Below are 13860 nucleotides of genomic sequence, written 5' to 3'. Positions count from 1 at the left end.
ACGGAGTGCGTGCGGCTGCGGGCGCAGAAGGTACCGGACTGGGACCTGCTAGTGCGGGTGACCTGTTCGACCAGAGCTCCGGCCTGCTGATTTTGCCAGAGAACGGAGCATGAGACACGGACGGTACGGGCGAGGACCGCGACGGTGACAGGCGTACGGTCGCAAACTGCAGCCGCCAGGACGCTCTGAAAGCGTTGAAGCATCTCTTGGACGGCTCTGGCGGCCGGCACAGACGGCCGCGTCGGCGCGGGACATGCTCATGCCTGTCCTGTGGCGTCGTCGGGCGCCTTCAGTGATGCGAGATCACGGGCACGCAAAAGCGGGACCCCAGGTGCAGTGGACATAGCCCTGGAGACGCCGCAGGTCGAGGGTGAGGGTTTCATCGAGAATACCGAGGACGGCCAAGGCCTGCCCGAGCCCTTCGATGGCCTGGACGGTGGGTTCGAAGACAGTGTGAAGGCAGCCGGCGGCAGCATCGTCAAAGGCGTTCCCGGCGACAGAGCGCCACTGTTCACCTTCGCGCCGCCAGTAGAGGAGACCGGCACCGGAGAAGACCAGGCTGCCGCAGTTCGCGCAGTTCGCGCAGTTCGCGCAGTCGAGTCTCCAGGGGCAGGATCCGCGTCGACGACGGGTTGACAGGTGCAGAATCCGCCGCCGGCGGGGGTGCTGCGGCGGGAGAGGTCCAGGGCCAGGGCGAGGGCTGTCTCGCGGTTGACGGGGGGTGGTGCCGCCGCAGAGGAGTCCGCCTGGGTTGGGGGCGCCGGGCCCGGCCACCCAGATGGTGTCCAGGACGTCTTCGAGGTCACTGTTGGTGATCTTCACGTAGTGCTCGGCCATGCGTTCGGAGAGCCGGCCGAGGCAGCAGCGGATGTGGGTGAGTGCGGCGCCGGCGCGCAGCAGGCCGGTGACCAGAGTGCGGCGGGCCTGGCGGGCGACGTAGGCGCCGCCGAGGTCGAGGCCGGCAATCCAGGTCTCGAAACGCCGGTTGAAGTGTCCGTAGGAGACCGGCCGTCGGCCGCTGGGGCTACGGATGCGAGAGGAGAACAGGGCCAGGCCGGAACGTTCAGCGCCGGTGGGACACGGCCGTAGCGTTCTTCGAAGAACTGGAGCGTCTTGGTACGGCGGGCATCCAGGCACTGGTAGACAGACTCCGGGACACGGATACCCTCGCTGCAGTTGCCGGCCTTGACCTGGTCGTGCCACAGCATCGCCAGACCGCGGTAGCAGCCGACGCAGCCCAGCCGCAGCCCGACGACCCCGCCGCAGCGGCGCCCGGTGGCGACAATGGTCTCCCACATGCCCCACAGGCCACGACCGTGGAAATCGAGTTCCTCCAGCGAGGCACACGCCCCAACGAAAAAAGCAACAGCAATGACGATGCCCACAACCGAGAAAAAGCCCCTCACGACAGCCAACCCGGACAACAGGACCGTCCCGCCAGCAGCGGCCCCGAAATCGACACCAACAGCCCGAGCAAGCACCATGCCGAGGACGGTCGCCACCAGCGCCGCGAACATGGCAGCAAGACCGGAGCCGGGCGAGGCCACACAGCCGGCGGGACGTGACCAGTCCCACCCGATACCGGCCCTGCGACAGCCCCCACACCATCCACACAACACCACCCGGCTCACGGTCTGACACCGGCCGGGGAACGGTACCGCTACTTGGAAGGGTGGAGACAACGGAAATACGTCCAACTCGTCTCGTTGGGCACACTCCACTGCTCCGGCGCCCGGGCCAACTCCGGCCGATGTTCAGCAATACATGCACGAATCCGCTCGGGAACCTCCTCGTACAAGCCGAGCTTGCGCCCCCGGCAATGAAACGCCAGCCCGCCAGCCCGCCGGCCACGAGCCATCCCCAGCACCCAGGGCGACATCCGCATCCAGGACATGACAGCCGGAACACCGGGGACCGCACCGGCCAGGTCGGCACGCTCGGCAAAAAACTGGAACAGTTCCAGAACCCGGTACGTGTCACCCGCCGAGTGCACGGGATACTGGGCCACCGGCAGCGGAGAGGGACAGGAGAGCGGGACCTCCAGACTGAAACAGACCTGCCCACCGAGCTCGGTAACCGGGACGGGGAAAGGACGCCACTTCTGATTCGCCGGGCCGTTCCACACGTGCACGACGGGCAGGTCCTGCCAGACCTCCAGAATCTCCCGCGTGACAGGATCCAGATAGAAAGCAGCCTCACGCGCGAGCAGGAGATAGGCATCCTCCCCGGCCCCAGGGTCCACCACCAGACGGGCCACGTTGACCCCCTCAAAACCGAAAACCCGCTCGTAAGGCACACCGGGCACCCAGAAATTTGTACTCGAAACCGTTTACAGCGCCCCGCTCGAAGCCGTCGACGCCGCGACAGAAGCGCACGTGACATGGCTCAACAAACTCTACGAGCAGGGCGTCTTCCTGGCGTCAGGGCGCAAGAGGCCCCGTGACGGCGGGGTGATCCTCGCCGTCGCCGAGGACCGTGCGCGGATCGAGGAGATCACCGCGAACGACCCGTTCGTCGAGGCGGGAGTGTGCACCTACCGCATCACCGAGTTCGTCGCCACCAAGACGGCTCCGGAGCTGGCGGGGTACCGGGAGACACTGGCGTAGGCGGTGCGACAGACTTCTGCACACATGTGAGTCGATCTGTCGTACTTGCCGTTGAGCAGGTGTCGGAACATGTGTGGGCTGGCGACGGTCGTGCGCATGTGCCGAGCCGGTTCTGGGCCGGCAGCCGTCGTTGTTGTGCCGTTGTGTTCTGTAGGAATCGCTGGTTCTCGCGTGGCGCAGCCGGGTGAGGGCCGCAGGAGGCACCGTGCTCACCGCTTTCGTCCGCGCGTTCAGAACACCTGACCTGCGCAAGAAGCTGATCTTCACGCTGGGCATCATCGTGGTGTACCGGCTCGGTGCCCATGTCCCGATTCCGGGTGTCGACTACAGGACCGTCCAGGAGTGTGTCGGGCAGGCCTCGGACAGCCGGGGACTGTTCGGGCTGGTCAACCTCTTCAGCGGGGGTGCGCTGCTCCAGATCACCGTCTTCGCACTGGGCATCCTGCCGTACATCACGGCCAGCATCATCCTGCAGTTGCTGACCGTGGTGATCCCGCGGCTGGAGGCGTTGAAGAAGGAAGGACAGTCCGGCACCGCGAAGATCACCCAGTACACCCGCTATCTGACCGTGGCGCTGGCTGTCCTCCAGGGCACCGGTCTGGTCGCCACGGCGCGCAGCGGCGCGCTGTTCTCCGGCTGCTCGGTGGCGTCGGAGGTCATTCCGGACCGGTCGGTGTTCACCACCGTCACCATGGTCGTCTGCCTGACCGCCGGTACCTGTCTCGTCATGTGGCTCGGGGAACTGATCACCGACCGGGGCATCGGCAACGGCATGTCGATCCTGATGTTCATCTCGATCGCCGCCACCACTCCGTCCGCGCTGTGGTCGATCAAGCAGCAGGGCAAGCTGGCCGGCGGCTGCATCGAGTTCGGGGGTGTCGTCGTCGTCGCCCTCGCCATGGTCGGGCTGGTCGTGTTCGTCGAGCAGGCGCAGCGGCGCATTCCGGTGCAGTACGCCAAGCGCATGATCGGTCGCCGTTCCTACGGCGGCACCTCGACGTACATCCCGCTGAAGGTGAACCAGGCGGGCGTGATTCCGGTGATCTTCGCGTCGTCGCTGCTCTACCTGCCGGCCCTGGTGGCGCAGTTCTCCGGTGGCGGGTCCGGCTGGAAGACCTGGGTCACCCGGAACCTGACCAGGGGCGACCACCCGCTCTACATCTCCCCGTACTTCGTGCTCATCGTGTTCTTCGCCTTCTTCTACGTCGCCATCTCCTTCAACACGGACGAGGTCGCGGACAACATGAAGCAGTACGGCGGTTTCGTCCCAGGTATCCGGGCCGGGCGGCCGACCGCCGAGTACTTGTCGTACGTGCTCAACCGGATCACCTGGCCGGGCGCTCTGTATCTGGGGCTGATCGCCCTCGTTCCCACGATCGCGTTGGCCGGGTTCGGGGCCAGCCAGAACTTCCCGTTCGGCGGGATGAGCATCCTGATCATCGTCGGGGTCGGTCTGGAGACCGTGCGGCAGATCGAGAGCCAGCTCCAGCAGCGTCACTACGAGGGTTTCCTGCGCTGAAGCCCGTCGTCCTCGGTGTCCTCGTGTGCGGGGCTCGCAGGGTTCAGAGTTCGAAGTCCAGGTGTTCGATGTCCGTGAAACGGATCTCCTCCAGTTGGCCGGCGCGGCGGCCGTTGTCCTGGAAGTAGACCTCCTTGAGGGCCTCGGCGGTGATCTCGCGCAGGCGCTGGTCGTCCGCGCCCTGCTGATGGGCGTCGAAGAGCCTGGCGGCGTGCTGGGGCGGCAGGGCTACGGTCAGGTGACGGATGCGGTCCTGGTCGGTCGTACCGATCGGCGCGGTGTAGCCGAGGCGGGCTCGGGTGTCGACGACGATGCCGCCGGTCGTGACCGCCCGCTCGCGGGCCCTGGCCCGGATCTGGGGCTGCCAGCGTCTGGTGACCTCGCGTTCCATGCGGGCCGCGAGGTCCGGGCGGGGGTTTCTGATCTGGTTCTTCACATACCGTTCGACGGTGCGCTGGGAGACGCGGAGCAGGTCGGCGACGGCTCGGGTGCCCTTGAGCTGCTTGACCAGGTACCGCATCCGCGCGCCGGCCGACTTCGGTGCCGGGCGCGTGAACGACTTCCGCACCGCGTGTTCCAGGCCGTCGCCGAACATGCTCATGGTCCGTTCCTCTATTCGCCGTTGTCCTGCTCGGTGACGGTACCGTCCTTGATGTACCGGGCCAGGTTCAGCTCCGGAGCGTCGAACCGCTCGCGGACGCCCTCGCCCCACAGCACGCTCTGGGTGCCCTCCCACTTCACCAGGCCCGGATTCACCCCGAGTTTGAAGCCGCCCGGCAGCGGCTTGCCCTGGCGGTACGGGAGGAAGTCGAGCGGCGAGGTGCCGTCGGTGGCGTAGACCGCGCAGTCGGAGAGAACCGCCACCGGGTACTGGCCGGTGAACACCGCATGCCTGACGATCTTGCGGTGCATGTTGACACGTGTGCGGGAGATGACGGCGGCGCGGATGTCCGGTCGCCAGGTGGGCCGGGACAGGGCACGCCACGGGCGGCCCGGCCGCCAGCCCTCGCCGCGCGGGCGTTCGCGCAGCTTGCCCAGGCCGCCCTTGACGGTTGCCTTGATCGCGGACGCGACGATCGCCAGCTGCGGATCACGCCGGCGGTAGTCGGTCATCGCCGCCAGGAAGTCCTCGGGCGGCAGGTCCGTGCCGACGCCGAGGTCGGCCATCGTGGCCAGGTAGGCGTCGCGCAGTCTGTTGTACCAGGCGTCCAGGTAGCGGCCGTTGTCGTGGCGGACCCAGGCTTCGAGCGGGCGTACCTCGTATCCCAGCTCCACCGCGTACGCGACGGTCGGTGTCGCGTACCAGGCGGGGCCCCCGGGCTGCTCGCCCTTGGGGGTGAAGGGGCTGGGCAGCAGGTCGCCGTCCAGGTCCACCCACTCCTTGCCCGCCTTCACGCGGGACAGGTCGACGTGGCTCAGATCGACCAGCCAGGAGCCGGGCAGCTTGGGGTCGAACACCGGGTTCTCGACGTACGTCGGCGCGCCCAGGCCCACGACCAGGCCGTTCGCGCCGGCGGCGAAGGCCATGTTCACATCGATGCCGACGAGGTTGCGGCGCATGCACTCGGCGTCGGTGAGCGGCCGTGCCCAGTCGTACGCCTCCTCGAAAAGCTTCTCCGACGGGCCGCGTACGTGGAACCTGGGCAGGTCGGTGAGGAGGGGATGCCCGTCGGGTGCCTCGCAGGGTGCGCAGTCCACCGGATCCTTGCCCAGACTGCCGGGGTTGTGCTCGGAGCGCCGCTTGCCGTCCGGGCCGGGTGCGGAGGCGCGGGTGGGCGGGTGCAGGGCGGTCATCAGCTCCAGGCCGGTGACGGCGGTGGAGCCGCGCGGGGTCATGACCCGGGACGCGTACACGCCGAGGAGGTGGGCGAGTTCGGCCGGCTGGAGCCGGGCGGCGTCTCCCCAGTGCCGGGAGTCGAGCGCGTGCCAGGACGGGACGCACAGCTGGACGCAGGCCCGCTCCGAGCCCTGGGCGGGGCGGTAGATGCGCGCCCACGGGCCGAAGCCGCGCTTGGTGAGCTTCCAGTCGGCCCGCGCGAGCTGCTTGACGACCTTGTGGTTCTCCGGGATCCGCCCGGCGAGCCGCTCCTCCTCGGTGAGGGCGACGGGCAGGCCGTAGCGCTCCAGGGCGGCCTCGGTGAGCACGAGCAGCGGGTCGGCGTCCTTGCCCGCCCCGGCCAGCTTCGGCTGACCGAGCCGCGCCTCGCGCAGGGTCCAGTCCACCAGTGCCGCAACGCTCTTGGCGGGCACGTCCAGGACCAGGCCGCCGGTGCAGTACGCCAGCACCCGGCCGTCCTCGACGTCGACCACCGCGAGCGGGCCGTTCTCGAAGCGGGGGTCGGTGGCGTGGGATGCGGTGTCGGCCGGGGGCGGCGTTGCCGTGGCGGGGCGCTGGGGCCGGTGAGCGCTCCGGTTCGCGGGCCGGGGCGCGTTTCGGTCTCGCCGCGCCGCCGCGGGTGAAGTCGCGTTCACGGCCCCGGCCCCGGTCGCGGCCTCCGTCTCGGCTGCCGGGGCGGGCTCTTCGCGCGTCTCGGGCACCGGTGTCGTGTCCGCCTCTGCGGCGGGGTAGAGCTGCGCGAGCTGCTTCAGCAGGCGGGCGTACGCGTCACGCTCCGGTGGACGCGGTTCCGTCTTGCCGGACTCCCAGCCGGACAGGGTCGCGCGACGCACCTTCAGTGCGGCGGCCACCTCCTCGGCCGTCAGGCCGTGGGCCTTCCGCAGCCGTTTGCGCTCTTCCGGCGGCGGCAGCGGAGCGCGGGACGCGACCAGTGCGTCGACCGCGTCGAACAGACCGGGCATGGGACACCTCCTGGGCCGTCATGCTACCCAGGCACGACCCCCGCCGCGTACATCGACCGTACATTGTGCGTACGCGGCGGGGTGTCGGGCGGTGCCGGTGAGGAAGGTCAGCCCAGGTGGCCCGAGTGCCAGCCGCATGCCTCGTCCGGGCACGCCAGGTACAGGAGGGCCGGGTGACTGCTCGGTGCCCGGTGGATGCCGAAGGCTCCGCACTCGGGGCACTCCGTGTCGGGCAGTTCGGGCGGAATGGACGGAACGGGGCTGTCGGGCTCGACGGTCACCTTCGTGCCGCCGTCAGCGCTTGACGTCGTAGATGCGGTTGGTGACCGTCTCGACGGCGAGCCTCCAGCTCTTCAGACCCGCCTCGGCGGCGACGGCCGCGAGGGCGTCCTGGCCCGGGTGGTTGCCGAGTGCGTGCGGGCCGTCCTGCGCCATGGCCGTCGGCAGGCAGAGCACGGCGGAGGTGGAGGCGAAGGAGCGGCCGACCGGATTGACGTTCTCCCCCGGCTCGCCCGACACGTTCGGCTCGACGACCAGGCAGCTCCCGTCGTCCGCGAGGGCCTTCTCGGCACGCCGGAGCGCCGCGCCGGGATCACCGAGGTCGTGGAGGCAGTCGAAGAAGGTGACGAGGTCGTAGCCGTCGCCGGGGAAGTCGTGCGCGGCGGCCACCTCGAAGGTCACGCGGTCGGCGACGCCCTCCTCCTCGGCCAGCTTCCGGGCCCTCTCGATCGAGGGCCCGTGGAAGTCGAAGCCGCGGAAGCGGGACTCCGGGAACGCCTTGGCCATGAGCACGGTCGAGTGGCCGAAGCCGCAGCCCACGTCGGCGACCGAGGCGCCCCGCAGCAGCTTGGCCACGGCACCGTCCATGGCGGGCAGCCACTCCTGGACGAGGACCGCGTCGTACCCGGGCTTGAAGAAGGCGGCGACGCCCTCGGCCAGCTCGGGACCGTAGTCCTTCCAGTTCACGCCGCCGCCGTTGCGGTAGGCGTCCGCCAGTGCCTCCTCGGCGCCGTAGAGGGCCTTCAGCATGGTGAAGCCGCCACCGACGTAGGTCGGGAGCGAGGAGTCGGCCAGTACGGCCGCGTGCTCGTCCGGAAGCACGTACGTGTGCGTCTCCGCGTCGTACAGGACGTAGGCACCGGCGACCTGTGCCGCCAGCCACTCGCGGGTGTACCGCTCGACGAGACCGGTCCGCCCGGCCAGCTCCTCCGAGGTGAGCGGGCCCGCTCCGGACATCGCCCGGTACAGTCCGAGGCGGACGCCCAGGGACGTCGACACTCCCGCGAAGGCGGCCGCGTTGTCGGCGACCACCTGCCCGAGAAACTCCATCACGCGGTTCTCATCCGACATGTGCTCATTCTTTCGGCTTCGACCTCTCCCACCGGTGCTCGGCGGGGGAGGAAACGACTGGCAGCCCCAGTTCCTCGCCAGGCGTCTCACCTGGCTCTTTCCCTGTAACGTGCCGGGGCGTGCGATCGGTTCACGTCGTGTGCTCGCCCGCGGGCAGGTGCAGGACGAAGGTGGAACCGACGCCCGGGGTGCTGTGCGCCTCGACCGTGCCGCCGTGGGCCTCGATCAGCTTGCGCACGATCGACAGGCCCAGTCCGCTGCCACCGGTCTGGCGCGAGCGGGACTTCTCGGCCCGCCAGAACCGGTCGAAGACGTGCGGCAGTTCCTCGGGCCCGATGCCGGAGCCCGTGTCGGAGACCTCGATGCGGATTCCGCCCGCCGCGGTGGCGTCGCCGCCGACGCCGCCGGGTACCGACGGCTCACGGGCCGCCCGCAGGCCGACGGTGCCGCCGGGCGGGGTGTGGCGGACGGCGTTGGACACGAGGTTGCCGAGCGCCTGCCGGAGCCGTACGGGGTCCGCCCGGATCGTCAGGCCGGGTTCCGCTCCCACCACGAGGCGTGTCCCGGCGGCCTCGGCGAGCGGGCCGTGGCCCCGGGCCGTCTGGGCGAGGAGGTCGTCCACGTGCAACGGCTCGGTGGCGAGGCGCAGTTCGCCCGCGTCGGCCGCCGAGAGGTCCCGCAGGTCGTCGATGACGTGCTGGAGCAACAGGGCCTCCTCCAGTACGGAGGCCACCAGTTTCCCGTCCGGCCGGACCAGGCCGTCCTCGACCGCCTCCAGCCAGCCGCGGATATTGCTCAGGGGGGTGCGCAGTTCGTGCGCGACGTCGCTCACCATGGCCGTGCGGGCGGACTCCAGTTGCTCGCGCCGCCGTGACATCGCGTTGAAGGCGGCCGACAGCCGGGCGATCTCGTCGCCGCCCGTCACCTCGACGCGTGCCGAGACGTCCCCGGCCTCCATCCGCTGGGCGGCCAGAGTGAGCCGGCGCAGCGGCCGCACGAGCCGCAGGCCGGCGAAGGCGGTGACCGCGACTGTCACCAGCAGCACGAGCGCCGCCCCCCACGCGATCCGCAGTTTGTTGGGCGCCGACAGGTCGAGGAAGGTGGTCGCGCTCCGGCCGCCGGGGCTGCTGACGTAGAGCTGGGCGGCGGGTGCCACGTACGGCTGGAGCTGCTCCTTGCGGCTGCCTGCGACGCAGTCGCGGACGTCCTTGTCCGGGGCGGCGGCGAGGGCGGGGGCCGTGGCGGTGCGGGCCGGTGGCCGCGCCGTCCGCCAGGTTCCGTCGGGCAGCACGGTCACCGGCCGCAGCCCTCGCCGCGTCAGGCAGGTGCCGACCAGAGTGTTCAGGGTGCCGAGCGCCTCGGTCTCCGAGGGCACCGGATGGTTCAGGGCGCTCTCCTCGCACCGGGGGTCGACGGGCTGTTCGTCCGGTGTCCGCACGGCGGGCCGGCCGCCGGCGCCGACCACCACCCCGGCGGTGATCCCCGTGACCCTGCGCAGGCAGGAGACGACCTCCCGGGCCGTTTCCAGCAGCCGCGCGCGCTCCGCGTCCGACAGCCGGTAAGGGCCGACCGCGCGCGGGTCGATCCCGTCCTCGCGGGCCGCGGCGGGCAGCAGTTGCGGGTCGACCGACAGCGGGTCGACGACCGCGGTCGGCTTGGGTGCGGGGACGTACGGGTGGCCGGGCACCGGAGCCGAGTCCGCGAGCGTCCGGTCACCGTCGCGCAGCACGATCCGGTGACCGGTGCTGCGGCCCAACTCGACGACGGTGGAAGTCACTTCGTCCCAGGTCCGGTGCCGCGCCGCGTAGCCGACCAGCGTGTCGTACGTCTTCGCGTCGTCGGCGAGGTCCTTGCCCTGTTCCTGCCGGATGGCCACGGCCGTCGTCCGTACGACCACCCACGCCGTGGCCGCGACCGAGCACACCGAGACCAGGGCCGACACCGCGAGCAGCCGCAGGAGCAGGCTGCGCCTCGGCAGTACGGCCGGGCCCCCGCGTGCGGAGGTGTCAGGCCTCATCGCGCGCGTCCCCGGCGGCCCGGGACGGGTGTGGGTCGTCGGACAGCTTGTAGCCCACGCCGTACACGGTCACCAGGGTCGTCGGCCGGCGCGGGTTCCGCTCGATCTTCTTGCGCAGGTTCATGACGTGCACGTCGACCGTCCGTGTGGTGATGTACCGGTCGAAGCCGTGCAGCCGTTCCAGGATCTGCGACCGCGTGAACACCTGCCCCGGCCGGCCGGCGAGCACCTCCAGCAGCCGGAACTCGCCCGGGGTGCAGGTGATGCCCCTGCCGTGCGCCCGGACCTCGTGCCGGGCCGGGTCCACGGTCACCGCGCCCGCGGTCAGCAGGGCCGCACCGTCCGGGACGGACGGCGCACCCGGGGCAACCCGTACGGCGCCCGGTGCGCCGGCCGCCGCGGCAGGCGTCGCCGGGGTGCGTCCGCTGCGCCGCAGCAGCGCGCGGATCCGGGCCATCAGCTCGCGCGGGCTGAAGGGCTTGGTCAGGTAGTCGTCCGCGCCGAGGTCCAGGCCGAGCAGCAGGTCGTCCTCGGTGGACCGGGCGGTCAGCATCAGCACCGGCAGCCCTTCGAGGCCGGCCTCCGACCGGACGGTCCGGCAGACGGCGAGCCCGTCGAGGCCGGGCATCATCACGTCGAGGACCAGCAGGTCGGGCAGTCGGCGGCGGACCTCGTCGAGCGCGGCCCGGCCGTCCTGGACGACGGTCACCGCGTGACTCTCGTGTTCCAGGTAGCGGCGGATCAGCTCGGCCTGCTTGGCATCGTCCTCGGCGACGACCACATGCGCACACATGTGCCGAGTGTAGGAACGCCCGCACGGTGCTCGGGCCCCTCGTGAGCGGGAGCACGACAGGAACACCGCTTCCTGACAGTCCTCTGACATTCGCGCGGCAGGCTCCGGTGCCATGGACCACGAGACAGACCGGCCGCATACGGCCGCAGGCGCGCGTCGCAGCGCCCGACCGCGCAGTACCGGCCTCCTGAGCGCCGTCCTCCTGGCGGCGGGCCTCGTCCTCACGGCCTGTGCCGGCGGGGACGGCGACGGGGACGACGGCAGTGGACGGACGTCGTCGGACGGTGGCGTCGCGTCGCTGGTGACGCCGTCGCCGGGCGGCGGGAGTCGCGGGGCGGACCCGTCCGCGCGGTCCTCGGCCGCCGCCGACGAGGCCAGACGGCCCGTGCTGCGCCTGGACAGCTCCCAGGAGGAGATCGACCGGCTGTGGGACGGGTACTGGGCGTGTCTCCAGGCCCGGGGCGTCCCGATGAACACCGGGCGGGTCGAGCATCCCGGCGAGCAGGCGCCCCCGGCCCAGGACGTCGCGGACCAGTACAAGAAGCAGTACGAGGCGTGCCGTTACAAGATGCCGCTCCAGCCGGTCGAGGAACGGCCCGAGACCAACCCGCACTACGCGGACGACTACCGCGCCTACGTCAAGTGCCTGAACTCGAAGGGCCTGAAGGTCCACGAGGTGTTCAAGCCCGACGGAAGTCCCGACGGCTGGACGTACGACGACGACTTCACCGGTGCCGGTGACAGTCCCGCCTTCCGGAAGACCGACAACGACTGCCGCCTGGAGGCGTTCGGTGGCAAGGGGAAGAAGTAGGGGCGCCACGCACGCCTCCGCCGAGGGCGGGCGGCGGACCGGCCGCCGGATCGCGGTCGCCGTCGCCGTCCTCGCCGTGGTCGCGGGCGGTGTCGGTGGCGGTACGGCGCTGAAGCGGCACGGGGACGCCGCCCACGCCCGGCCGGTCGACGCGCCGTCGGCGCAGACCACGCTCGTGCGCCGCACCGACCTGGCCGACAGCACGACACTGCCCGGCACGCTCGGTTACGGCCCGCCGCTCACGATCAGGGGCACGGGCGAGGGGGTGGTCACCAGATTGCCGGCGCCCGGGGCGACGGTCACCCGGGGCAAGCCCCTGTACTGGCGGGACGACCGGCCGGTGATGGTCTTCTACGGTGACACCCCGGTGTTCCGCACCCTGGACAAGGCGGCCGTGAAGGCCGGGGCGAGCGGCACCGACGTGACCGTCCTCGCGGACAACCTGAAGGCGCTCGGGTACGACATCGGCCCCGAGCCACGCGACGCCCGGCCGGCCACCGGCGCGGGCGGGGCTCCTGGGACGCTGCTGACGTCCTCCCTCCTCGACGCGCTGAAACGCTGGCAGCGCGACACCGGCCAGCCGCAGACCGGGACGCTGTCGGTGGGGCAGCTGGTCGTGCTGTCCGGCCCGGTCCGGGTGGGCGCGGTGAAGGCCCAGCTCGGTGACCCGGTGGCGGAGGACGTCCTGGCGGTGACCTCCCGGCGCAAGTCGGTGTCGGTGACGGTCGCCGCCGGTGACGCGGCCCGGGTCCACCGGGGCGACCGCGTCTCGATCACCCTTCCCGACGCCAGGGAGGTGCCCGGCGAGGTGGCGTCGGTCGGTACGGCCGTTCAGGGCGGTGCCGCCGACGAGTTGGACCCGTCCGGCGCCGGTACCCCACCGTCCTTGCAGGTCACCGTGGTGGCGACGGACAGTGCCTCGCTCGGCGGCCTGGACGCGGCATCCGTGCGGGTGACCTTCACGACGCGGACCCGCGAGAACGTGCTCGCCGTGCCGGTGGGTGCGCTGCTCGCTCTCCAGGAGGGCGGCTACGCGCTCCAGCGGCCCGACGGCCGGCTGCTCCCGGTGAAGACGGGGCTGTTCGCGAAGGGCCGGGTCGAGGTCTCGGGCGCGGGGGTCGAGGAGGGTCAGCGGGTGGTGACGGCATCGTGAGGGCCCGGCACCTGCGCCCGGACGGCGGCGGAGCCCGCACGACCGCGGGTGGGGGCGGGCGGACGGCCGTGTTGCGGCTCACCCGCGCGAGCAAGTCGTACCCCGGTGGTGTGACGGCGCTCGACGACGTCTCCCTGGCCGTCGAACAGGGCGAACTGCTCGCCGTCGTCGGCCCGTCCGGCTCCGGCAAGTCCACGCTGCTGAACATCATGGGGACGCTCGACCTGCCGACCCGCGGCACCGTGGAGATCGCCGGGCACGACGCCGCGTCCCTGAGCGACCGGCGGCTGTCCGCACTGCGCGGGCGCCGGCTCGGCTTCGTCTTCCAGCAGTTCCACCTGACGGAGGGGCTGAGCGCGGCCGAGAACGTCGCCACCGGCCTGCTGTACGCGGGGGTGCCGCGCAGGCGGCGTACTCCGCTGGCGCTCGGCGCGCTGGAACGGGTCGGGCTCGGTCACCGTGTCGGGCACCTGCCGCACGAGTTGTCCGGTGGTGAGCGCCAGCGCGTCGCGATCGCCCGCGCGCTGGTCAACGAACCGGCCCTGGTGCTCGCGGACGAGCCGACGGGCGCACTGGACTCCGCGGGCGGCCGGGCGGTTCTCGACCTGCTCGTCCGGCTGAACAGAGAGGGCACGACCATCGCCGTGATCACGCACGACGGGAACATCGCGGCGCGGCTGCCGCGCCGGGTGGAGATGCGCGACGGCCGGGTCGTCGGGGACACGGGTCCACGCCGGGTCCCGGCGCCGGACGGCACCGGTTCGGCCCCGGAGGAGACCCGGTGAGCGCCCCGCGCCGAAGGGGGCCGGTGG

At 71.2% G+C, this 13860-nt stretch carries 12 protein-coding genes and 2 pseudogenes; 7 read left to right on the top strand and 7 right to left on the bottom strand.

The window, feature by feature from the left end; genetic code table 11:
- The first annotated feature begins 336 nt into the window (after positions 1-336).
- Positions 337-636 carry a hypothetical protein gene (locus tag ACIQFU_RS24800; RefSeq protein WP_402554356.1) on the top strand — a complete coding sequence of 100 codons (300 nt, stop codon included), beginning with the start codon at positions 337-339 and terminating at the stop codon, positions 634-636.
- 680 nt (positions 637-1316) lie between these two features.
- Entirely contained in the window at positions 1317-1565 is a 249-nt protein-coding gene (locus tag ACIQFU_RS24795) for a hypothetical protein (RefSeq protein ID WP_402554355.1), read from the top strand.
- Between the two features lie 95 nt (positions 1566-1660).
- Here the strand turns inward: ACIQFU_RS24795 and ACIQFU_RS24790 are convergent.
- Positions 1661-2308 (bottom strand): annotated as a pseudogene (locus ACIQFU_RS24790) (DUF1838 family protein); the annotation flags it as partial.
- A 4-nt stretch (positions 2309-2312) separates the two neighbouring features.
- Here ACIQFU_RS24790 and ACIQFU_RS24785 point away from each other — a divergent pair.
- Both ACIQFU_RS24785 and secY read left to right on the top strand, forming a co-directional pair.
- Positions 2313-2606: pseudogene (locus ACIQFU_RS24785) on the top strand (YciI family protein); the annotation flags it as partial.
- Positions 2607-2811: 205 nt separating this feature from the next.
- Entirely contained in the window at positions 2812-4125 is a 1314-nt protein-coding gene (secY, locus tag ACIQFU_RS24780; protein WP_402554354.1) for a preprotein translocase subunit SecY, read from the top strand.
- A gap of 43 nt (positions 4126-4168) precedes the next feature.
- On the opposite strand, the gene tpg is transcribed toward secY, so the two are convergent.
- The 6 genes from tpg to ACIQFU_RS24750 all read right to left on the bottom strand — a co-directional run bounded on the left by tpg (position 4169) and on the right by ACIQFU_RS24750 (position 11084).
- Positions 4169-4726, bottom strand: coding sequence for a telomere-protecting terminal protein Tpg (tpg, locus tag ACIQFU_RS24775; RefSeq protein ID WP_402554353.1), 558 nt, complete (start codon positions 4724-4726; stop codon positions 4169-4171).
- Positions 4727-4737: 11 nt separating this feature from the next.
- Positions 4738-6924 carry a telomere-associated protein Tap gene (gene tap / locus ACIQFU_RS24770; RefSeq protein ID WP_402554352.1) on the bottom strand — a complete coding sequence of 729 codons (2187 nt, stop codon included), beginning with the start codon at positions 6922-6924 and terminating at the stop codon, positions 4738-4740.
- A gap of 107 nt (positions 6925-7031) precedes the next feature.
- Positions 7032-7205 (bottom strand): hypothetical protein, encoded by a 174-nt coding sequence (locus tag ACIQFU_RS24765; RefSeq protein ID WP_402554351.1) that lies wholly within the window; start codon positions 7203-7205, stop codon positions 7032-7034.
- A 13-nt stretch (positions 7206-7218) separates the two neighbouring features.
- Positions 7219-8274 carry a class I SAM-dependent methyltransferase gene (locus ACIQFU_RS24760; RefSeq protein ID WP_402554350.1) on the bottom strand — a complete coding sequence of 352 codons (1056 nt, stop codon included), beginning with the start codon at positions 8272-8274 and terminating at the stop codon, positions 7219-7221.
- Between the two features lie 130 nt (positions 8275-8404).
- On the bottom strand, positions 8405-10291 hold the full coding sequence (locus ACIQFU_RS24755; RefSeq protein WP_402554349.1) for a sensor histidine kinase: 1887 nt from the start codon (positions 10289-10291) through the stop codon (positions 8405-8407).
- Positions 10281-11084, bottom strand: a complete 804-nt coding sequence (locus ACIQFU_RS24750; RefSeq protein WP_402554348.1) for a response regulator transcription factor — start codon at positions 11082-11084, stop codon at positions 10281-10283. Before ACIQFU_RS24750 ends, ACIQFU_RS24755 begins: the two co-directional genes overlap by 11 nt.
- A gap of 112 nt (positions 11085-11196) precedes the next feature.
- Between ACIQFU_RS24750 and ACIQFU_RS24745 the strand changes: the two genes are divergently transcribed.
- The 3 genes from ACIQFU_RS24745 to ACIQFU_RS24735 all read left to right on the top strand — a co-directional run bounded on the left by ACIQFU_RS24745 (position 11197) and on the right by ACIQFU_RS24735 (position 13833).
- Positions 11197-11895, top strand: a complete 699-nt coding sequence (locus ACIQFU_RS24745; RefSeq protein WP_402554347.1) for a hypothetical protein — start codon at positions 11197-11199, stop codon at positions 11893-11895.
- A complete protein-coding gene (locus ACIQFU_RS24740; RefSeq protein ID WP_402554346.1) occupies positions 11876-13048 on the top strand; it encodes a hypothetical protein in 1173 nt (390 codons plus the stop codon). The genes ACIQFU_RS24745 and ACIQFU_RS24740 overlap by 20 nt, the downstream gene beginning before the upstream one ends.
- A 68-nt stretch (positions 13049-13116) precedes the next feature.
- The gene (locus ACIQFU_RS24735; RefSeq protein WP_402554440.1) at positions 13117-13833 is read left to right on the top strand and encodes an ABC transporter ATP-binding protein; all 717 of its coding nucleotides are present in this window, start codon (positions 13117-13119) and stop codon (positions 13831-13833) included.
- The last annotated feature ends 27 nt before the right edge of the window (positions 13834-13860 follow it).

The organism is Streptomyces sp. NPDC093065 (genome assembly GCF_044754585.1).
Taxonomy (GTDB): Bacteria; Actinomycetota; Actinomycetes; order Streptomycetales; family Streptomycetaceae; genus Streptomyces.
Note: the sequence above shows the minus strand (reverse complement) of the source record. Positions and strands in the feature narration are given on the sequence as shown.